This window comes from Mycobacterium montefiorense (assembly GCF_003112775.1).
Lineage (GTDB): Bacteria > Actinomycetota > Actinomycetes > Mycobacteriales > Mycobacteriaceae > Mycobacterium > Mycobacterium montefiorense.
The window spans coordinates 1-20080 of the sequence record NZ_BFCH01000027.1 but is presented as its reverse complement, the minus strand read 5'-3'; the positions used below and the strand labels follow the sequence as shown (position 1 = coordinate 20080).

The 20080-nt window shown below is 65.0% G+C and carries 18 protein-coding genes, 1 tRNA gene and 1 pseudogene; 13 read left to right on the top strand and 7 right to left on the bottom strand.

Features of this window, described 5'->3' with window-relative positions; all coding sequences use genetic code 11:
- Positions 1-373: FHA domain-containing protein (locus tag DB708_RS27815; protein WP_369692935.1), on the bottom strand; the 373-nt coding region annotated here is incomplete at its 3' end.
- 53 nt (positions 374-426) lie between these two features.
- Positions 427-903, bottom strand: a complete 477-nt coding sequence (locus DB708_RS22315; RefSeq protein WP_108925667.1) for a MarR family winged helix-turn-helix transcriptional regulator — start codon at positions 901-903, stop codon at positions 427-429.
- Positions 904-1030: 127 nt separating this feature from the next.
- Between DB708_RS22315 and DB708_RS22310 the strand changes: the two genes are divergently transcribed.
- From DB708_RS22310 to DB708_RS22295, 4 genes and pseudogenes are all read left to right on the top strand, one after another.
- Positions 1031-3061 (top strand): ABC transporter ATP-binding protein, encoded by a 2031-nt coding sequence (locus tag DB708_RS22310; RefSeq protein ID WP_235616895.1) that lies wholly within the window; start codon positions 1031-1033, stop codon positions 3059-3061.
- 5 nt (positions 3062-3066) lie between these two features.
- Positions 3067-3922, top strand: a pseudogene (locus DB708_RS22305) (CbiQ family ECF transporter T component).
- A gap of 32 nt (positions 3923-3954) precedes the next feature.
- Positions 3955-4407 (top strand): SRPBCC family protein, encoded by a 453-nt coding sequence (locus DB708_RS22300; protein ID WP_108925666.1) that lies wholly within the window; start codon positions 3955-3957, stop codon positions 4405-4407.
- Complete coding sequence (locus DB708_RS22295; protein WP_108925665.1) at positions 4400-6202, top strand: sulfatase-like hydrolase/transferase; 1803 nt, start codon at positions 4400-4402, stop codon at positions 6200-6202. The genes DB708_RS22300 and DB708_RS22295 overlap by 8 nt, the downstream gene beginning before the upstream one ends.
- Here the strand turns inward: DB708_RS22295 and DB708_RS22290 are convergent.
- Positions 6180-6626: an Lrp/AsnC family transcriptional regulator gene (locus DB708_RS22290; RefSeq protein WP_108925664.1), complete on the bottom strand. Its 447-nt coding sequence runs from the start codon at positions 6624-6626 to the stop codon at positions 6180-6182. The two genes, DB708_RS22295 and DB708_RS22290, sit on opposite strands and share 23 nt — an antisense overlap.
- Positions 6627-6748: 122 nt before the next feature.
- On the opposite strand from DB708_RS22290, the gene ddaH reads away from it, so the two are divergent.
- From ddaH to DB708_RS22275, 3 genes are read left to right on the top strand one after another with little or no spacing between them, the layout of a single operon-like run.
- Positions 6749-7627 (top strand): dimethylargininase, encoded by an 879-nt coding sequence (ddaH, locus tag DB708_RS22285; protein WP_108925663.1) that lies wholly within the window; start codon positions 6749-6751, stop codon positions 7625-7627.
- Positions 7624-8859, top strand: a complete 1236-nt coding sequence (rocD, locus tag DB708_RS22280; protein WP_272889282.1) for an ornithine--oxo-acid transaminase — start codon at positions 7624-7626, stop codon at positions 8857-8859. Before ddaH ends, rocD begins: the two co-directional genes overlap by 4 nt.
- 27 nt (positions 8860-8886) lie before the next feature.
- On the top strand, positions 8887-10314 hold the full coding sequence (locus DB708_RS22275) for an amino acid permease (RefSeq protein ID WP_108925661.1): 1428 nt from the start codon (positions 8887-8889) through the stop codon (positions 10312-10314).
- Here the strand turns inward: DB708_RS22275 and DB708_RS22270 are convergent.
- From DB708_RS22270 to DB708_RS22260, 3 genes are read right to left on the bottom strand one after another with little or no spacing between them, the layout of a single operon-like run.
- On the bottom strand, positions 10311-11648 hold the full coding sequence (locus DB708_RS22270; RefSeq protein ID WP_108925660.1) for an ABC transporter substrate-binding protein: 1338 nt from the start codon (positions 11646-11648) through the stop codon (positions 10311-10313). The genes DB708_RS22275 and DB708_RS22270 overlap by 4 nt on opposite strands.
- Complete coding sequence (locus DB708_RS22265; protein WP_108925659.1) at positions 11645-12469, bottom strand: carbohydrate ABC transporter permease; 825 nt, start codon at positions 12467-12469, stop codon at positions 11645-11647. The genes DB708_RS22270 and DB708_RS22265 overlap by 4 nt, the downstream gene beginning before the upstream one ends.
- Positions 12456-13340: a carbohydrate ABC transporter permease gene (locus DB708_RS22260; RefSeq protein WP_108925658.1), complete on the bottom strand. Its 885-nt coding sequence runs from the start codon at positions 13338-13340 to the stop codon at positions 12456-12458. Before DB708_RS22260 ends, DB708_RS22265 begins: the two co-directional genes overlap by 14 nt.
- Before the next feature lie 58 nt (positions 13341-13398).
- Between DB708_RS22260 and DB708_RS22255 the strand changes: the two genes are divergently transcribed.
- The 4 genes from DB708_RS22255 to DB708_RS22240 all read left to right on the top strand — a co-directional run bounded on the left by DB708_RS22255 (position 13399) and on the right by DB708_RS22240 (position 18935).
- Positions 13399-14916 carry a TldD/PmbA family protein gene (locus DB708_RS22255; protein WP_108925706.1) on the top strand — a complete coding sequence of 506 codons (1518 nt, stop codon included), beginning with the start codon at positions 13399-13401 and terminating at the stop codon, positions 14914-14916.
- Positions 14913-16286 carry a TldD/PmbA family protein gene (locus DB708_RS22250; protein ID WP_108925657.1) on the top strand — a complete coding sequence of 458 codons (1374 nt, stop codon included), beginning with the start codon at positions 14913-14915 and terminating at the stop codon, positions 16284-16286. The genes DB708_RS22255 and DB708_RS22250 overlap by 4 nt, the downstream gene beginning before the upstream one ends.
- A gap of 16 nt (positions 16287-16302) precedes the next feature.
- Complete coding sequence (locus tag DB708_RS22245; protein ID WP_108925656.1) at positions 16303-17169, top strand: carboxymuconolactone decarboxylase family protein; 867 nt, start codon at positions 16303-16305, stop codon at positions 17167-17169.
- Between the two features lie 332 nt (positions 17170-17501).
- Complete coding sequence (locus DB708_RS22240; protein ID WP_201263590.1) at positions 17502-18935, top strand: B12-binding domain-containing radical SAM protein; 1434 nt, start codon at positions 17502-17504, stop codon at positions 18933-18935.
- A 12-nt stretch (positions 18936-18947) separates the two neighbouring features.
- Here the strand turns inward: DB708_RS22240 and DB708_RS22235 are convergent, their stop codons facing one another.
- Positions 18948-19268: an EthD family reductase gene (locus DB708_RS22235; RefSeq protein WP_108925655.1), complete on the bottom strand. Its 321-nt coding sequence runs from the start codon at positions 19266-19268 to the stop codon at positions 18948-18950.
- Positions 19269-19336: 68 nt separating this feature from the next.
- Between DB708_RS22235 and DB708_RS22230 the strand changes: the two genes are divergently transcribed.
- Positions 19337-19780 carry an SRPBCC family protein gene (locus tag DB708_RS22230; RefSeq protein WP_108925654.1) on the top strand — a complete coding sequence of 148 codons (444 nt, stop codon included), beginning with the start codon at positions 19337-19339 and terminating at the stop codon, positions 19778-19780.
- Between the two features lie 62 nt (positions 19781-19842).
- Positions 19843-19916, top strand: a tRNA-Ile gene (locus DB708_RS22225).
- Positions 19917-20080 lie beyond the last annotated feature (164 nt).

Below are 20080 nucleotides of genomic sequence, written 5' to 3'. Positions count from 1 at the left end.
GCGGCTGCTTGGGCGGTGGTGGTGCATAAGGCGCGTGCTGCGGGGGGCCAATACGGAAAACCAGCCGCGGCCCGCGCTGCGGATCACCCAATGCGATCGTCTGGCCGTCGCGAATGTCGAGCGTCGGAACCCGGACGCCGTCGACGAAGATGCCGGTGCGGCTTCTATCGACGGCAACCCAACGCGTGCCCGCGAAGCGCAGCAGCAGATCGGGCTGCGGAATCGGCGGGGGCGGGGCGGCGAAGCCCAAGCGGTCCAGCGGGATGTCGCACCAGTCGCCGTACGCCACGATCACGTCGCGGCCCGGGGCGAAGACGTACTTCACCGATCCGACGAAAACGGTGAGTGGTGAGGCTGGGAACGCGGAAGCCACCGACTAAGTGTCTACCCGCTGGCGCTGGTCGACCCGCAAGGGGTGTGGGCGGGTCACAGCGTGTTGCGGCGCGGTGTCGCTGCGGCGTTGTCGAGCAGCCGGCGCAACACCTGGACCGCTTCTGCCAGCACCTGGCGGTCCGTGGGCTCCAGCATGGCCAATTGCGGTTCGATCGCGGCGGCGCGATCGGCCCGAACGGCATTCAGGGTGCGTCTTCCGTCGGGTGTGATCCGGATCCGGACCGCCCGCGCGTCGCCGGGGTCGACAGTGCGGCTCACCAGGCCGGCGTCCTCGAGCCGACGCACCTGCGTGGTCATCGTCGGTTGAGAGCAGTGGTCGACGGCGGCGAGGTCGCCGATGCGGGCTTCTCCGTGCACTTCGATGGTCGCGAGCAGCCTGGCCTGTGCCGACGGCAAGGGCATCTGGATGCGCTGGGTGGCCAGTCGGTTTAGCCGCGCGACCACGGCGAGCAGGTCCGCCCCTAATCCCTGCTGAAGCGCGACGTTTGCGCTGTCGACGACTTTGTCCATATATACATGGTTGCATAGCTTTGCTATGGGAGACCAATCGCGGACACCTACCGCCGGGATCCAGCAAAGACCAGTGGCCAGCACTCGTTGAGCACGGATCCAATTTCAACCTGGCACAATCGAGAAAGTGACCTCGCGCCCACTACCGTTTCACACGGGTGGACCGTTGCAGCCGAACGAATTAGCTCAGGCCGCGGTGATGGGGGCGCTCTGTGCAGTGACCGCAATCATTCCGTTTGCCCAGGGGCTGGGGGTGCTCGGCACGGTACCGATGGGGCTGCTGGCGTACCGCTACCGACCACGCGTTCTGATCGCCGCGACCATTGCTGCGACGATTATTGCCTTCCTGATCTCGGGGATGGGCAGTTCCGCGATGGTCATCGACGCCGCCTGGGTCGGCGGGATATGCGGGATCGTCAAACGCAAAGGCCGCGGCGTTACCACGGTGATCTTCGCGTCGCTGATCGCCGGAGCGATCTGGGGCGCGGTATGGGTTGGCGTGTTTGCGGTGCTGACCCGGTTGCGGCAGTTGATCTTTGGAGTACTGACCGCGGACGTTGACGGCTTCGCCGCGTTCCTGCGCTGGATCCACCTACCGGATGTCGCCGCGGCCATGCAGCGGTTCGTCGCCAACGGGCTGCATTACTGGCCGTGGCTGCTGCTGCCCTACCTGATGTTCGTGGTCGTCATCGTGACGCTGATTGGCTGGTCGGCACTGTCTCGCCTGTTGGAGCGGATCGGCGACATCCCCGATGTCCACAAATTGGATCCTCCTGACACCGACGGGGTTTCCGACGGCCAGATCGGTCCGGTGCCGGTGCGATTGGACAACGTTCGATTCCGCTATCCGAAAGCCGGTCAAGACGCGCTGCGCGAGGTCAGCCTCGAAGTTCGCGCCGGGGAACACATCGCGGTCACCGGTGCCAACGGTTCCGGGAAGACGACGTTGATGCTGGTTCTGGCCGGCCGGCAACCGACATCGGGCCGCGTGCAACGCCCCGGCGCAGTGGGTTTGGGCGAGCTTGGCGGTACGGCTCTTGTCTTGCAGCATCCGAAGAGTCAGGTGCTGGGCACCCGGGTCGCCGACGATGTGGTGTGGGGCTTACCCCCGGACGCGCGCGTCGATGTGAACCGGCTGCTCAGTGAGGTCGGCTTGGAGGATCTCGCCGATCGTGACACCGCGAGCCTGTCGGGCGGGGAATTGCAGCGCCTGGCGCTCGCCGCGGCACTGGCTCGCGAACCGGCGCTGCTGATCGCTGACGAGGTCACCTCGATGATCGATCAGGAGGGCCGCGACACCCTGTTGGGCGTCCTGTCGGGTCTCACCAAGCGGCACCGCGCCGCCCTGGTGCACATCACTCACTTCGACAACGAGGCCGCATCCGCCGACAGGGCAATCAATCTCAGTGATTCATCCGATAACAAGGCTGCGGTCGAGATCGTGGATGCATCGGCGCCGGCCGGCGTAACGGGCAAGCGGCGCGACGCCGGCACGATCGAACTCGTCGGCGTCGGACACGAATATGCCAGTGGCACACCGTGGGCCAAGCCTGCGTTGCGCGACATCAGCTTTGTCGCGGAGCCGGGTGACGGGGTCTTGATATACGGCCACAACGGCTCGGGTAAATCGACGCTGGGGTGGATCATGGCGGGCTTGACCGTCCCCACCAGTGGCGCCTGCCTGATCGACGGCGAGCCCACGCACGAGCACGTCGGCGAGGTCGCGTTCTCCTTTCAGGGTGCCCGGCTGCAATTGATACGCAGCCGCGTCAACCTGGAAGTGGCTTCCGCAGCAGGTTTTTCGCCCGACGACGAAGACCGGGTCGCGGCAGCCCTGGGCCTGGTTGGGCTGCAACCGTCGTTGGCCAAACGGCGCATCGACCAGCTCAGCGGTGGCCAAATGCGCCGTGTGGTGCTCGCCGGGCTGCTGGCGCGTTCGCCGCGAGCATTGATTCTTGACGAGCCGCTGGCGGGATTGGACATCGTCAGCCAGCACGGCTTGCTACGGCTGCTGGAGCGCTTGCGCCGCGAGCAGGGTCTGACGCTGGTGGTCATCTCGCACGACGGCATCGGGCTTGAAGGTGTCTGCCCGCGCACCCTGCATCTACGCAACGGCGTGCTCGACACGGTGTCGACCTCGACCGGTGGTGTGGCATGACCGACATGGTGTCACCGGCCGAAGCCAAAGGCCGGACCCGACGCCCATCCCGGCCGGTCGTGCTGCTGGTTCCGGTGCCCGGCAACTCCGTTATCCACCAGTTGTGGGCCGGCACAAAGCTACTCGTGGTGACCGGCGTCGCGGTGCTGCTGACGTTCTACCCGGGTTGGGTGAGCATCGGATTACTCGGGGGGCCTGGTGGTCGCGGCATTGTGGCTCGCGCATATTCCGCGCGGAGCGATGCCGTCGGTACCGCGCTGGATGTGGGTCGTGATCGGGCTGGGCTTTGTGACGGCCGCGGTCGCCGGTGGCAGCCCGGTGCTCTCGGTGGGCGGCTTGCACGTCGGACTCGGTGGCTCGCTGCACTTCCTGCGGATGACTGCACTGACGATTCTGCTGTTGGCGCTCGGAGCGTTGGTGTCCTGGACGACCAATGTCGCCGAAATCGGCCCCGCGCTAGCCACTTTGGGCCGGCCGGCCAAGATATTCCGAATTCCGGTCGACGAGTGGGCGGCAGCCTTGGCGCTCGCGCTGCGCGCCTTCCCGATGTTGATCGAGGAATTCCAGGTGCTCTACGCGGCCCGCCGGCTCCGCCCCACAGCGGAGCCGCGCAGTCGCAAGGCCCGGCGCCGGCAGCAGGGCCGTGAAGTGATCGACTTGCTCGCGACGGCAATGGTCGTGACGTTGCGGCGTGCTGACGAGATGGGCGATGCAATCACCGCCCGCGGCGGGGCGGGCCAGCTGTCCGCCTCACCGGCTCGGCCGAAACTAGCGGACTGGGTGACGCTCGGTCTGTTCGTCACTGCGGGTGCTGCCTCGGTGGCAATCGATACAATCCTGCATATCGCCTCGATTAAGTGAGCAGGTCCGCGCTCTTCGCGTAGCGTGAGCGCGTGGCCGACATCCAGCGCACTCGAATCATTGCGGCTCGCGGGCAAGAAGTCTGGGATGTCCTTGCGGACTTCGGCGCAATCGTTTCGTGGGCCGACAACGTCGATCACTCATGCATCCTGAATTCTGGTGCCGGCGGGGCGCCGCTCGGTACCACCCGACGAGTCCAAGTCAACCGTGACACCCTCGTCGAGCGGATTATCGAGTTCGACCCGCCGCACGCGCTCGCCTACGAAATCGAGGGCCTGCCCCGCCTACTGCGCCGGGTGACCAACCGCTGGACACTCGCGGCGAGCGCGGGTGATTCGACCGTCGTGACCCTGACCACCACGGTCGAAATCGGGTCTCGACCACCACAGCAGCTTGCCGAACGCGTCGTGTGCCGCGTCGTCGCACGACAGTCCGACTCGATGCTCGCCGGGCTCGCGAACCGATTGGAGAACGCGCGTGTCTGATCGTCCCGACATCGTCATCGTGATGACCGACGAGGAACGTGCGGTGCCGCCCTACGAGACGCCTGACGTACTCGCATGGCGTGATCGAATACTGCTGGGGCGCAAATGGTTCGATGAGCACGGTGTCAGCTTCGGCCGGCACTACACTGGTTCGCTTGCCTGCGTGCCCAGCCGCCCGACGATCTTCACCGGGCACTACCCAGACTTACACGGGGTTACCCAGACCGACGGCATCGGCAAGACGGCCGAAGACTCCCGGATGCGCTGGCTTCGCCGCGACGAGGTGCCGACCCTGGGCAACTGGTTCCGCGCCGCCGGATACGACACGCACTACGACGGCAAGTGGCACATCTCGCACGCGGATCTGATCGACCCGGACACCGACCGCCCGCCGGCGACCAACGACGACGACGGCGTCGTCGACCCGGTCGCGGTGCAGCGCTACCTCGACGCGGATCCGCTCGGGCCGTATGGCTTTTCCGGCTGGGTCGGCCCGGAGCCGCACGGCGCGCTGTTGGGCAATGCCGGCATTCGCCGCGACCCGCTGATCGCCGACCGTGTCGTGGCCTGGCTCACCGACCGTTACGCCCGCCGCCGCGCCGGCGACCAAGCCGCGCTGCGTCCGTTCCTGCTTGTCGCCAGCTTCGTCAACCCGCACGACATCGTGCTGTTCCCCACCTGGTCGCGTCGTGGCCCGGTCAAGCCGTCGCCGCTGGACCCGCCGCCGGTCGCTGCGGCACCGACTGCCGACGAGGACCTGTCGACCAAACCGGCCGCCCAAATCGCGTTCCGAGAGGCCTACTACTCCGGTTACGGTCCGGCGCCCGCGATCGACCGGACCTACCAGCGTGGCGCGCAGCGCTACCGCGATCTGTATTACCGACTGCATGCCGAAGTGGACGCACCGATCGACCGCGTCCGACGTGCCGTCACCGAAAATGGTTCGGCTGAAGCAGTTTTGGTGCGTACCGCCGATCACGGAGATCTACTGGGCGCCCACGGCGGACTGCACCAGAAATGGTTCAACCTCTATGACGAGGCCACCCGCGTTCCGTTCGTCATCGCCCGCATCGGCACGCGAACGACCCAGCCCCGCGCCGTCACGGCACCGACCTCGCATGTCGACCTGGTCCCGACGCTGCTCGGTGCCGCGGGAGTCGACGTCGCGGAAGTCGCTGCCACGCTGGCCCAGTCGTTCTCGGAGGTCCACGAGCTGCCGGGCCGCGATCTGATGCCGGTCGTCGACGGCGCACCCGCCGACGACACCCGGGCCGTCTACCTGATGACCCGCGACAACATGCTCGAAGGAGACAGTGGCGCGTCGGGCCTGGGCCGACGCCTAAAGCAAACAGTCAATCCTCCTGCACCGCTGCGGATCCGAATTCCGGCTCACACCGCGTCGAATTTCGAAGGCCTGGTTGTCCGGGTCGACGATGCAGCAGGCGCCGGGCACCTGTGGAAGCTGGTGCGCACCTTTGACGACCCGGGCACCTGGACCGAACCGGGCGTGCGTCATCTGGCTGCCAATGGCATTGGGGGAGAGGCATTTCGGACATCTCCACTCGATGATCAGTGGGAGCTCTACGACCTCACCGCCGACCCGATCGAAGCCGACAACCGTTGGGCAGATCCCGGTCTGCACGACCTTCGGCAGCACTTGCGCACACAGCTGAAGCAGGCCCGGGCGAATTCGGTCCCGGAACGAAACCAGCCATGGCCCTACGCAACTCGGCGGCCGCCAGCGGAGTCGCGGCGCTGGCTTTTAAACCGGGCTAGGTCCGCATCCGGTCAATGAGGTTCGACAGCACCACGGTGCTTTCGCTGCGTTCGATGTCGGCACTCTGCCGTATGCGCTCGAGGGCCGACTCCAAGTGGCGCATGTCGCGGGCCAGCACATGCAGGATCGCGTCGGACGTACCGGTCACCATTGCCGCGCTGACCACCTCGGGCATCTGCACCCAGGCCGCCCGCAGCTGATCGGGCGCGATCGTGCCGTGGCAGAACACCTGTACATAGGCTTCGGTGTTCCAGCCGAGGGCGTTGCGGTCGACGATCGTGGTGAACCCCCTGATCACGCCGCTGTCGACCATGCGGTCAACGCGACGTTTCACCGCCGGGGCGGACAGATTCACCTTCTCGCCAATCTTGGCGAAGGTGGCCCGCGCATGCTCGGTTAGCTCGTTGAGGATGCGTTCGTCGGTCTCGTCCAGGCGGTCCATCGCCCCTCGTTTCAGCCTTACGCAATAGATCGCAGTATACGTCACTCTAGCGCAATAAATCGTGCATAGACACACAAGATTCGAATTTTGATTGTGCGTAGGCGCGCAAATACAGTTGATCTATGACGGATTACTATGTCGCCGACCCGGCTCCTCGCGCTGGGCGTGAAGCATGGCAAGACGCCGCACCCAAGCCGTCAAGAACAGCTCAGACACGTCGATATGCGATGACGCGGCCGGCCTTCTACGCGGTCGAATACGCGATCAACCCCTGGATGGACGTCGGCACGCCGGTCGACGTCGAGGTTGCGCTAGCGCAGTGGGAAAACCTTCGGCGGACCTACCTGCGATTCGGCCACCACGTCGACCTCGTCGAGCCTGTACCCGGGCTGCCGGACATGGTGTACGCCGCCAACGGCGGATTCGTTGCCGGCGACGTTGCGATCGTCGCGCGATTCCGCTACGAACAGCGGGCCGGTGAGGCGACGGCCTACGGCGAGTGGATGTCGTCGATGGGCTATCGGCCTGTCACCACCCGGTACGTCAACGAGGGACAGGGCGACCTGCTGATGGTCGACGAAATGGTGTTGGCGGGCTATGGCTTTCGCACCGACCGGCGCGCACATGCTGAGATCTCGACGGCGCTGCGCATGCCGGTGGTCTCGCTCGAGCTGGTCGACCCACGGTTCTACCACCTTGACACCGCACTCGCCGTCCTTGATGACCACACGATCGCGTTCTACCCTCCGGCGTTCAGTACGGCAGCACAGGATCAGCTGCACGCACTGTTCCCCGACGCTATCGTGGTGGGGAGCGCGGACGCCTACGTGCTGGGCCTCAACGTGGTATCAGACGGCCTGAATGTCATACATCCTTGCGCCGCAACGGGTTTCGCAACCCAATTGCGGGAATCGGGCTTCCAGCCGGTCGGCGTCGATCTTTCCGAGCTGCTCAAGGGGGGCGGCTCAGTTAAGTGCTGCACATTGGAGGTGTTTGCGTGACGATGCTCGACGACCAGACTTCGGTGACCACCAGCGGAACCGAGGATGCGATCGCCCTCGTCGATGAGTATGCAGCGCATAACTATTCGCCGCTGCCCGTGGTGGCGGCCAGCGCCGAGGGTGCATGGATCACCGACGTCGACGGACGGCGCTACCTGGATTGTCTGGCCGCGTATTCGGCGGTGAACTTTGGCCACCGCAATCCCGAGATCACCGCGACGGCGCATGCTCAACTCGATACGGTCACGCTGGTCAGCCGGGCATTCCACGCCGCCAATCTGGGACCGTTCTGCGCTGCGCTTGCGCAGTTGTGCGGCAAAGACATGGTGTTGCCGATGAACTCGGGCGCCGAAGCGGTGGAGAGCGGCCTGAAGGTTGCGCGCAAGTGGGGTGCCGACGTCAAGGGCGTCCCCGAGGGCCGCGCCAACATCGTCGTGGCCGAGAACAACTTCCACGGCCGCACAATCAGCATCGTCAGCTTCTCGTCGGACCCGACGGCACGCGGCGGGTTCGGTCCGTTCACCCCGGGCTTCCGTGCGGTGCCGTTCGGCGACACCGCGGCCCTGGCCGGCGCGATCGACGAGAACACGGTCGCGGTACTGCTCGAACCTATCCAGGGTGAGGCGGGCATCGTCGTGCCGTCCGACGACTACCTGCCGGCCGCCCGGTCGCTGTGTACCGACAACAACGTGCTGATGGTCGCCGACGAAATCCAGTCGGGCCTCGCACGCACCGGCTACACGTTCGCCTGCGACCGCTGGGGTGTGGTGCCAGACGTCTACCTGCTGGGCAAGGCGCTGGGCGGCGGCGTGGTTCCGCTATCGGCCGTCGTCGCGGACCGCGACATTCTCGGTGTGCTGCATCCGGGCTCGCACGGCTCGACGTTCGGCGGCAACCCGTTGGCCGCCGCGATCGGCACCACGGTGGTGTCCATGCTGGCGCGCGGCGAATTCCAGGCCCGCTCGGCCGAATTGGGCGCTCACCTGCACCGGCGGCTGCGGGACCTGATCGGCGACGGGGTGCTGGCGGTGCGCGGCTTCGGCCTGTGGGCCGGCGTCGATATCGAACCCACGCTGGCCACCGGCAAGGAAATCAGCCTGCGTTTGGCGCGGCGCGGTGTGCTGGTGAAAGACACCCACGGGTCGACGCTGCGGTTCGCGCCGCCGCTGGTGATCACCGAGCAGGAGATTGACTGGGCGATCGACCAGTTCGCCGACGTATTGCGGGCATAATCAGCTGATCCAGCGATAGGGGGCGATTTGCCAGTTAGCTCGATCAGCCTAATCCAACAGATGCTGCGGCGCCGCCCGGTGGTTGGCGCACCCGTTGCGTACGGGGCCGCGGATCACCTCGAACGCAGCATCGGCGTATTCGAGCTGACGATGTTCGGGGTCGGCTCGACGATCGGCACCGGCATCTTCTTCGTGCTGTCGCAGGCGGTGCCGGAAGCCGGACCCAGCGTGATCGTCTCCTTTGTCATTGCGGGGATCGCGGCCGGTTTGGCGGCCATCTGCTACGCCGAGTTGGCTTCGGCTGTACCGATTTCGGGTTCGTCGTACTCCTACGCCTACACCACGTTGGGTGAGGTCGTCGTGATGGCGGTGGCGGCGTGCCTGCTGCTGGAATACGGGGTGGCCACGGCCGCCGTCTCCGTCGGCTGGAGCGGTTACGTCAACAAGCTGCTGCACAACCTTTTTGGATTCCACCTGCCGCGTGAGTTATCGGCGGCACCGTGGGATTCCGACCCCGGCTACGTGAATCTGCCGGCGGTCATTCTGATCGTTATGTGCGCGCTGTTGCTGATCCGCGGGGCCAGTGAATCGGCGCGGGTCAACGCGATCATGGTGCTGATCAAGTTGGGGGTGCTGGCGATGTTCGTGATCATCGCGTTCAGCGCCTTCGACTCCAACCAGCTCAAAGACTTTGCCCCCTTCGGTGCGGCGGGCATCGGTTCGGCGGCGGGCACCATCTTCTTCTCGTTCATCGGCCTGGACGCGGTATCGACGGCGGGCGATGAGGTGAAGGATCCGCAGACGAACATGCCGCGGGCGCTGATCGCGGCGCTGGCGATCGTCACTGCCGTCTACGTGCTCGTCGCGCTGGCCGCGTTGGGTAGTCAGCCGTGGCAGGACTTCGCCGGGCAGGAGGATGCCGGGCTAGCCACCATCCTCGACAAAGTGACGCACCACGGCTGGGCCAGCACGATTCTGTGCGTGGGTGCGGTGATCTCGATCTTCACCGTCACGCTGATCACGATGTACGGTCAGACCCGCATCCTGTTCGCGATGGGTCGCGACGGGCTGCTACCAACGCGATTCGCGTCGGTGAACCCGCGCACGATGACCCCGGTGAGCAACACGGTCATCGTCGCGATTGCCGCGGGGACGTTGGCTGGATTCGTCCCGCTCGACAAGCTGGCGGACATGGTGTCCGTCGGTACGCTCACCGCGTTCATCGTCGTCGCGATCGGGGTGATCATCCTGCGGGTGCGCGAGCCGGACCTGCCGCGCGCATTCAAGGTGCCCGGTTACCCGGTGACACCGGTGCTTTCGGTGTTGGCTTGCGGGTACATCCTCCTCAGTCTGCACTGGTACACCTGGATCGCGTTCAGCGGCTGGATCTTGCTCGCGCTGATCTTCTACTTCGTGTGGAGCCGTCACCACAGCGCACTCAACAACGCTGCTTAACGGCGAGCGGCCGCATTGGCCGCGGCCTGCGCCTGCCTGAGCGTGGTCGCGACATCGCCGCGGCCAAGGAACATCTCGTCGAAATAGCCTTGCAGTGCCGTGTTTCCCGCGGCGAAGCCGGCGCCGCCCGGGGCCGGGATGCGCGGGCCCTCCAGGACGGCGAAGAAGGGTGTGACATCGACGCCGCGTTCCGCCCAGTAATTGAAGTAGACCTGCTGGGCTGAGAGCACCGCCGGGATCGCCGCGCCCTGCGCACCCAGATAGGCATTGCCCTCATTGCTGCCCATCCATGCCAATACCTGATGCACCGCGTCGGGATGCTTGGTGGCCGAATTGCCGGCCGCGGCAATGCCGTTGGTGACGCTGATCCGGCCCGCGGGACCGATCGGCAGCATCGCGACGCCCCAGCGGAATCGGGCATCGCGGGCTATCGACGCCAGGTTGTAGGTGCCGGACTGGAACAGCGCCATCCGGCCGGCCAGGAACTGGTTGTGGGAGAAGTCGCCGTTGCCGTTGGTGTCCGACGCCGGTGGCGCGACGTGGTCGTCGTTGATCAGGCCGACCAAGTAGCGGAAGGCCGCCGCTGCGCGGGGGTTATCAAACGCGAACTCGTCGCCGCGCTGGAACACGCCGCCCGCCGAGCCGATGTAGTTGAGGTAGATCGCCTGCGCGTCGTTGGCCGCGTTGTAGCCCCACTGCCGAATCCGGCTGGGGTCGAAACCCGCTGTGCCCGCAGTATTTGCATTGACGTCGACGGTGAGCCGGGCCGCGAGCGGGCGCAACGTGTCGTCGCCATTTGGGTCCCAGCGCAGCGAGTCCAGCTGCGCGTGGCCGATGCCGGCGACGGAGAGGAGGTCGGCGTTGTAGTACACGGCGATGCCGGCGTCGGTCAGCTGCGGCACTCCCCACAGCGCTTCGCCGCGGGTGAACTGGTCCACCACCGCCGGTTCCCAATCCGAAATCTCTTCGGGGCTCAGGGTTTTTCGGACGTCCAGTAGTCGGCCATTGTCGGCGTAGCCGGCGAGGTAGGCGTTGGAGAGCCAGAAGATGTCGTCGGCGCTGCCGCCCGCGACGTCGGTGCGCAGCGTGTTGAAGTACGTCGAGTAGGCCACCAGATCGACGCGTACCTCGATGTCGGGATGCGTACGGTGAAACGCCGCGAACGACTCCCGGTAGGCCTCGGCGATTGGAACGTCCCAAACCCGCACCCGCACAACGATTTTGTTGCCATGCGGTTCGCCGGAGTAGTTGAGCAGCACGGCGATCGTGGCCAACAGCACCGCGACCAATCCCAGCGCGCCGGCGGACAGTGTGGAAGAAAGGGGCCGGCTCACTTGACACCCGAGAGGACGATCGAGGCGACGATGTGTTGCTGGGATGCGATGAACAGCAGGGCCAGCGGAACGATCGCGATCGTGGTCGCCGCCATCACCAACGTCCATTGCGAGTTGAAGCGGGACTGCAGTTCGGCCGTCGCTACGGTGAGCACCCGCCACTTGTGACCGCTGGTGATCACTAACGGCCACATGAAGTTGTTCCATTGCGAAACCACGGTGATCAGCGTCAGCGTCGCCAGCACCGGCCGGCTGGACGGAACGACCACATGCGCGATCACGTCCAGGGTGTTGGCGCCGTCGAGGCGCGCGGCATTGATCAAGTCATTGGGGATCTGGCGAAAGTGCTCGCGCAGCAAGAAGATCGCGTATGGGGAACCGAACATGAATGGCAGCACCAATGCCCAGAACGTATTGCGCAGCCCAGCCTCGGCCATCATCAGATACATCGGCACCACGGTGACCGTCCCGGGCACCATCAACGTCGCGATGTAGACCCAGAACAACGCGTCGCGGCCCGCGAAGTCCAGGCGGGCAAACGCGTAGCCCGCCAGCACCGAGAAGGTCATTTGGCCCACCAGGATGACCGCCGTCATCAACGCCGTCACCGCGGCCGCGCGGCCGAACCCGGCACCGGCCAGGTCGCCGTAGTTGGACAGGGTGGGCGGGTTTGGCAGTTGCAGCGGCGAACCCGTCGCGAACTGCTGTGCCGAGGTGAACGACGTCAGTAGGCCAAGCGCGAAGGGCAGCAACGTGATCAGCGCACCGACCGCCAGGCCGGTGTAGATCGTCGCGTTCGCGACACGGCTAGACGAGGTCATAGGTGATCCGCCGGCGGAAGTACAGATGCTGAACGATGGTGATGCCGACCAGGATCACAAACAGCACCACCGCCATCACCGATGCCCGGCCGATGGCCGCCGAACCGAACGCCTCGGCGTAGATGCGGTGGGCCACCAGGTCGGTGCTACCGCCCGGCCCGCCGTCGGTCAAGGCGTACACGGTGTCGAAAACCTGCGCGGTGCTGACGATCCCAGTTACCAGCACGAAAAACATCGTCGGGCGCAGCATCGGCAGCGTGATGCGCCAGAACCGTTGCCAGGCATTGGCGCCGTCGGTGCGCGCGGCGGCGTGGATCTCGTTCGGAATGGCAAGCAGACCGGCCAGAAAGGACAACGAGTTATAGCCCACGTTCATCCAGATGACGACCGCCGACACCAGTGGCAGCGCGAAGGTGGGATCCGACAGCCACTCGATGCTATGCCCCAGCAGCGTCGCGATCGCGCCGTCGGTGGGAGCCAGGATCCAGCGCCACAACACGGCGATCGCCAGCGGCGCACAAATCCACGGCAGCACAAACACGGTGCGGAAAAAGCCGGTGCCCGGCAGCAGGCGGGCCAGCATGGACGCGGCTGCCAGTCCCAGCACAGTCTGCGTCGGAACCACGATCGCCACGAAGATCGCCGTGACGATCAGTGAATTGCCGAAGTCGGAGTCAGCCAGCACCGAGCGCCAGTTGTCCAGACCCACAAAGCGCAGCGGACCCAGCAGATCCCACCGGTACAGGCTGAGCCAAATCACCACCAGGATGGGTAGCAGCAAGAAGGTGACAACACCGAACAGACTGGGCGCCAGCAGCCCGTAGGCCAGCGCGGTGGATCGCGCCTTACTGCTGCTTGCTGGGCCGGGCATGCAGCTAATTAAAGCGGGCCTGCAGGTGTTTGGAGAGCACTGTCGTTACGGTGGAGCCGTGACACCGAATCGGGGGATCGATGCCGACTTCCTGGGCCTGCCGCGACACGAGCTCGCCGAGGCCGCCTTGTCGGCGGCAACCACGGCCGGGGCCAGCTACGCGGACCTGCGAATTCACCGCATCAACACCGAGATCATCCAACTGCGCGACGGTGAGCTCGAAACCTCGGTGATCAGCCGCGAGGTCGGCCTGGCGGTGCGGGTCATTGTCGACGGCACCTGGGGATTCGCGTCGCACGCCGAGCTGGCGCCGTCGATCGCGGCCGACACCGCGCGTCGCGCCGTTCATGTGGCCACCACGCTGGCAGTGCTGAACTCCGAGCGCGTCGAGCTGGCGCCCGAGCCGGCGTACGCCGACGTCACCTGGGTCTCGAACTATCGGATCGACCCGTTCGAGGTCCCCGCGGCGGACAAGATCGGCGTGCTCGAGGAGTACTCCGGGCGGCTGCTGAGCGCCGACGGCATCGACCACGTCTCGGCCGGCCTGACCGCGGTCAAGGAACAGACGTTCTACGCCGACACGTTCGGGTCGGCGATCACCCAGCAGCGGGTGCGGGTGATGCCGTCGCTGGAGGCGGTGACCGTCGACGCGGCGGCGGGCAGTTTCGACTCGATGCGCACCCTGGTGCCGCCGATGGGGCGCGGCTGGGAGGCATTGGTCGGCGACGAGGTGTGGAATTGGACCGACGAGCTCGCGCAGCTACCGGCGCTGCTGGCCGAGAAGGTGAAGTCGCCCAGTGTGAGTCCGGGTCCGACCGACCTGGTGATCGACCCCAGCAACTTGTGGCTGACCATTCACGAATCCATCGGCCACGCAACCGAATACGACCGCGCGATCGGCTACGAGGCCGCCTACGCCGGAACGTCGTTCGCCACGCCGGACAAACTAGGCACGATGCGCTACGGCTCGCCGGTGATGAACGTGACCGCTGACCGCACCGTCGAATACGGGTTGGCCACTATCGGTTACGACGACGAGGGCGTTGCCGCGCAAAGCTGGGACCTGGTGCGTGACGGCATCTTTGTCGGCTACCAGCTCGACCGGGTGTTCGCGCCCCGGCTGGGACAGCCACGGTCCAATGGTTGCTCGTATGCCGATTCGCCGCATCACGTGCCGATCCAGCGGATGGCCAACGTGTCGCTGCAGCCCGGCACCGACGATCTGTCCACCGATGATCTGGTCGGCCGGGTGGAGAACGGCATCTACATCGTCGGCGACAAATCCTGGTCAATCGATATGCAGCGCTACAACTTTCAGTTCACCGGACAGCGCTTCTTCCGGATTCGTGACGGCCACCTGGACGGCCAGTTGCGCGACGTGGCCTATCAGGCCACCACCACCGACTTCTGGAATTCGATGGAAGCCGTGGGCGGGCCGTCGACGTGGCGGTTGGGCGGTGCGTTCAACTGCGGCAAGGCCCAGCCCGGGCAGGTCGCCGCGGTCAGTCACGGCTGCCCGTCGGCGTTGTTCCGCGGCGTCAACGTGCTCAACACCCGGACCGAGGGTGGCCGATGATCACCGCGCAGCACGTCGTCAACCTCGTCTTGGACGAGGCGGCGAAACTGGGCCGCGCCGACGAGACCATGGTGCTGGTCACCGACAAGGTCGAGGCGACGTTGCGGTGGGCGGGCAATTCGATGACCACCAACGGCGTTTCGGTGAGCCGCAGCATCACAGTCATTTCGATTCTGCGCAAGGGTACGAGCGCGTTCATCGGTACCGTTGTGTCCGCCGAAGTGGATCCGCGGGTGATCCCGGGTCTGGTGGCGGCCTCGCAGGAAGCGGCCGGGTCCGCGCCGGAGGCCGGCGATGCCGCACCGCTGCTCGTCGATACCGGGGTGCCCGCCGATTGGGATGCGCCGGTGCCGGGCACCGGGGCCGAGGTGTTCGCCGATGTCGCCGGTTCGTTGAGTCGGGGCTTTCAGGGCGCCGATCGGTTGTACGGCTTTGCGCAGCACAGTGTTTCGACGACATTTCTGGCGTCGTCGACGGGTCTGCGAAGGCGTTTCACGCAGCCCACGGGCACGGTGGAGATCAACGGCAAGCGTGGCGACGCCAGCGCGTGGGCCGGTATCGGGACACCCAATTTCGTTGAGGTGCCTACCGATTCGTTGCTCGAAGACCTGTCGATGCGGCTGGGCTGGGCGGAGCGCACTGTCGAGCTGCCGGCGGGGCGTTACGAGACAATCATGCCGCCGTCGACGGTGGCCGACATGATGATCTACCTGGGCTGGTCGATGGCCGGCCGGGGCGCGCAGGAGGGGCACACCGCGTTCTCGGCGCCCGGCGGCGGAACCCGGGTGGGCGAGCGGCTCACCGATTTGCCGTTGTCGCTGTTCTCCGACCCGATGGCGCCGGGACTGTTGTGTACGCCGTTCGTCACGGCAAGCAGCTCCTCGGAGACCGTGTCGGTGTTCGACAACGGGATGGAGATCAGCCAGGTCGACTGGATTCGCGACGGGGTGGTCAACGCCCTGGCCTATCCGCGGGCTATCGCCGCGAAGTTCGACGCTCCCGTGGCCGTCGCGGCCGACAACCTGGTGATGACCGGCGGGTCCAAGGACCTGGCCGACATGATCGCGGGCACCGAGCGCGGCCTGCTGCTGACCACGCTGTGGTACATCCGCGAGGTCGATCCCACCACGCTGTTGCTCACCGGGCTGACCCGCGACGGGGTGTACCTGATCGAGGACGGTGAGGTCACCGCGGCGGTCAACAACTTCCGGTTCAACGAGAGCCCGCTGGACCTGCTGCGCCGTGCCACCGAGGCCGGCGTCAGCGAGAAGACCCTGCCGCGGGAGTGGGGCGATTGGGCCACCCGGGCGGCGATGCCGACGCTGCGGATCCCCGATTTCCATATGTCCTCGGTGAGCCAGGCGCAGTAGTCGTAACGTATCTGGAATGGCGGCTCCGGTTTCGGTTCGAGAAGACCTGCTGACGCGGTTGGTGGCCCTGTCTCCGGGCTCCCCGGGTGACGGTCGGCTGGTCGGTTTGGCGCGACGGGTGTGTGCGCAGACGATGTCGCTGCAGCCGTTGCCTGTCGAGGTTGAGGCGGACGAACCCGCGTCGGAGGCGGAGATCGTCGCGGCCGAGTTCGCTGAGCAATTCAGTGCCGACGTTTCCGCCATCACCGACGACCAGCGGTCCCGGCTGTTTAAGTCGTTGGGGGACAGCACCTTCAACGTTGTGGTGGCGACCTACATTGCCGACCTGTTGCCGCGGGTGCGGGCCGGGCTGGAAGTCCTCGGTGTCGGTGAGCAGTATCTGGGCTGGACGCGTGGGCCGATCGAGTGGGATCACGCGTCGGAGCCCTCCGACGTGATGTTCAACGACTTCCTGCCCGCCGTGGGTGCGATGCGTGCGCTTGACCCGGTGACCTCCGAGCTGGTGCGGCTGCGTGGCGCGGCTGCGCACAACTGCCGGCTGTGCAAGTCGGTGCGCGAGGGCAGGGCCCTGGATGCAGGGGGTTCGGAGACGCTCTACGACGACATTGCGCAGTTCGAGAGCTCGACGTTGATCGACGAGCGCGCAAAAGCAGCGCTGCGGTACGTAGATGCGCTAATTTGGACGCCGGCGCACCTCGACGCCGACGTCGTCGCCGAGGTGCGCGCCCGGTTCTCCGAGGCCGAGGCCGTCGAGATCACCCTCGACATCATGCGTAATGCCAGCAATAAGGTCGCGGTGTCGCTGAAAGCCGATGCGCCCCGGGTTGAGACTGGCACCGAGCGCTACCTGCTTGATGTCGATGGTCAGACGGTGTTCAGCTGACGGCGGTGTGTATCAATTTCTCGGCGCTGTAGCACCTCGAAATAATGTCGCCTGGGTCGGCTCGGTAAAAGGCTCGCTGCTCGGTTCCCATTGGCATGCACTTCATGGCGTGCTGGACGTTTATTCAAATGTCCCCCAAACGGCGGACATCAAATTCATCCGAACGTACTAACGCTGGATGGCTGACAGCCGGTAGCGGGTATCGGGTGATAGCAGGCAATCCAGCAAGGACCTGAGCGGATACGATTTTGATTCGTGCGGGAATGACAATGTTGTTGGCCGACAACGGTTTCCGCGCATCAATAGCTTATTTCATGCAAGGGAGTACCGCTGTGACCATTCTTCTTGTCAATCCTCCCGGCGTCCGCGCATACGGGCGCTCGTACGTTGGCGAACAGAAGCTTGGTGATCCGCGGTTGTATTCGTCCATGCCGATGGAGCATCTCGGGTTGATGTCGATCAAGGCTTACGCCGAGGCTCAGGGGCTCGAAGTCACAAGCGTTAACGGATTGGTGGCTGGCCACACGTGCGTCGAGGAGACGTGGGCGGCCATGCAGAGCGCCGCTCGTTCCTCTGGAACGCCGCGACTGATCGGCTTTTCGTCGATCGATACGTTTCCCGAGGTGCTCTGGCTAGCGCAGCGGGCGCGAGACACCTGGGCAGGCGTGCGGATCGCGATAGGGAATGCGATCGCAACATTGAACTACGAGCGCCTACTGCGCCAGCATGACTGCTTCGACTACGTCGTCGTTGGAGACGGAGAGGTCGCATTCACCAAGCTGGCTTTGGCGGTGGCCAACGATGCTGCGGCTGACGATGTCCCGGGGGTGGCTCGCCGTAATGAGCAGGGACAGATTGTCTACAAGCCCGCCTCGCTCGTCGACCTCGACGAGTTGCCTCGTCCGTGTCGCGACGAGTTGCCTACCGTTCTGGCAGATGGCTTTGCCGCATCCGTCTTTTCCACCCGCGGATGCCCTTACCGCTGCACATTTTGTGGCACTGGAGCTATGTCGGCCATGTTTGGTCGTAACAGCTACCGGGCCAAGTCAATTGACTCGGTTGTCGACGAGATCGAGTATCTGGTGTCGGACTTCAACACTGATTTCGTCTTCGTCAGCGATGACCTATTCGTGTCCAAGCACCCCAGTTCACAGCAACGCGCGGCTGATTTTGCTAACGCAATGCTCAGTCGTGGGGTCGACGTCAATTTTATGATCGATATCCGTCTGGACTCCGTTGTCGATCTGGACTTGTACAAACACCTTCACACAGCGGGTTTGCGTCGTGTGTTCATCGGCCTGGAGACCGGGTCATACGATCAACTGCGCGCCTATCGCAAGCAGATTCTGACCCGGGGACAAGATCCTGCGGACACGGTTAATGCCTTGCAGCAGTTGGGGATCGATGTTATTCCAGGGACCATCATGTTTCACCCCACGGTGCGGCCAGATGAGCTACGCGACACGGCACGCCTGTTGCGGGCGACGAAGTATACGAACGCCTTTAAGTTCTTAGGCCGGATCCTTGCGTACCCGGGGACGCCGCTATACGAGGAATACTCCGATGCGGGCTACCTCACCACCGAATGGCCGCTCGGCCAATGGGAATTCGCCGAGCCGGAGGCCGCGCGTGTATACCAGGATGTCGCCGGCCTGATCGGTCCTAACCCCGAGATCACCTTCGATGAGGCGGAGGCGTTCTTTCTCTCACGGCTCGATGCCTGGGACGATGTCATCGCTGGCCAAACCGCCAAAGTGGCATGCTAACCGTGCTTGAGATCAGTGCTGCGCCACCTCGATGTCGGAGACCAGTACCCGTACGCCCCCGGTCGCGAGTCGCGCCATCGCGGCGAAGAACTCGCCTGCCTCCGGCGTCGTCACCGCCACACTGACGGCATCGTAAGTCGGGTAATAGAGGTCAATCGAGCGGTACGCGGGCGTCGGACTCCCATCTTCTTTGGGCCAGACCTTTGACGCCTCGAGCCGCAGATATCCGGGTATCCGCCGAGCGGCTTCCAGTTGCTCCGATTCATAGGCGGCTTCGAAGGCAGCGGGGTCGGTGGGGTTGTCGTAGATGACGGTGAGCTTGGTTTCGGACACTGGATTTCCTCGCATCGTTGATAGTCGAGCCTGGTCTGGGATCGCTCAGCGGTAGTAAGTTTCGCAGCATGACGGGGTCCGTGTCGTGCCGAGTTGAACAACTGGCGAGCGCGAAGCCTGCGCAGATATATGACCTACTGATCGATTGCGAGCGTTGGCCGGGTTGGATGCCGACGGTATCCACTGCGTCATGGGAGCGGCGCGGAGAGCCGGACACCGGAAACGGTGGCATCAGGCGGATGCGCATCGGGCTCATGGTCGTACGCGACTCCATCGTCGATGGCACGCGCCCACATCACCACGCCTATACCGCAACGTTCCCGTGGTACTTGCCGCTCAAGGATTACCGGGGTGATGTCTGGATTGAGGAGCGCTCGAACCGGAGCCGCATCATCTGGACCGTGACGTGCTCATCGCGCATCCCCGGAATCGAGAACTCGCTGAAGTCGTCCTATAGGCGCCTAGCGGCGGCGCTGGCGCAGCAAGCAGAGAGCGTCGCGAGAACGACGTGAGGTGCCAGCTGAAATACTCTTCGACCGAGCGGCATGGCACCATGGTCGCCGCGCGCCGCGCCGGGGCGGTAGCTCAGTTGGTTAGAGCCGCGGACTCATAATCCGTTGGTCGCGGGTTCGAGCCCCGCCCGCCCCACGTCAGAGGTGTATTAGCTCGGCTGATGCTTGACATTTCGTCTTCGGGTGATGGCTGACAGTGTTTCGGCTGATGGTTGACAGTTACTTCGGTTGATCCTTGACACTCCCTAGATGAGGGAGTTGAGCGTGGCCGAGCAGAGGTATCAGGCCGTGTTGGCGGTG

Bases quoted from the DNA above. Each gene is read 5' to 3' on its own strand.
- DB708_RS22290 (WP_108925664.1), bottom strand. From the start codon at position 6,626: ATGGACCGCCTGGACGAGACCGACGAACGCATCCTCAACGAGCTAACC.
- DB708_RS22315 (WP_108925667.1), bottom strand. From the start codon at position 903: ATGGACAAAGTCGTCGACAGCGCAAACGTCGCGCTTCAGCAGGGATTA.
- DB708_RS22260 (WP_108925658.1), bottom strand. From the start codon at position 13,340: ATGCCCGGCCCAGCAAGCAGCAGTAAGGCGCGATCCACCGCGCTGGCC.
- DB708_RS22230 (WP_108925654.1), top strand. From the start codon at position 19,337: ATGACGGGGTCCGTGTCGTGCCGAGTTGAACAACTGGCGAGCGCGAAG.
- DB708_RS22250 (WP_108925657.1), top strand. From the start codon at position 14,913: ATGATCACCGCGCAGCACGTCGTCAACCTCGTCTTGGACGAGGCGGCG.
- DB708_RS22245 (WP_108925656.1), top strand. From the start codon at position 16,303: ATGGCGGCTCCGGTTTCGGTTCGAGAAGACCTGCTGACGCGGTTGGTG.
- DB708_RS22265 (WP_108925659.1), bottom strand. From the start codon at position 12,469: ATGACCTCGTCTAGCCGTGTCGCGAACGCGACGATCTACACCGGCCTG.
- ddaH (WP_108925663.1), top strand. From the start codon at position 6,749: ATGACGGATTACTATGTCGCCGACCCGGCTCCTCGCGCTGGGCGTGAA.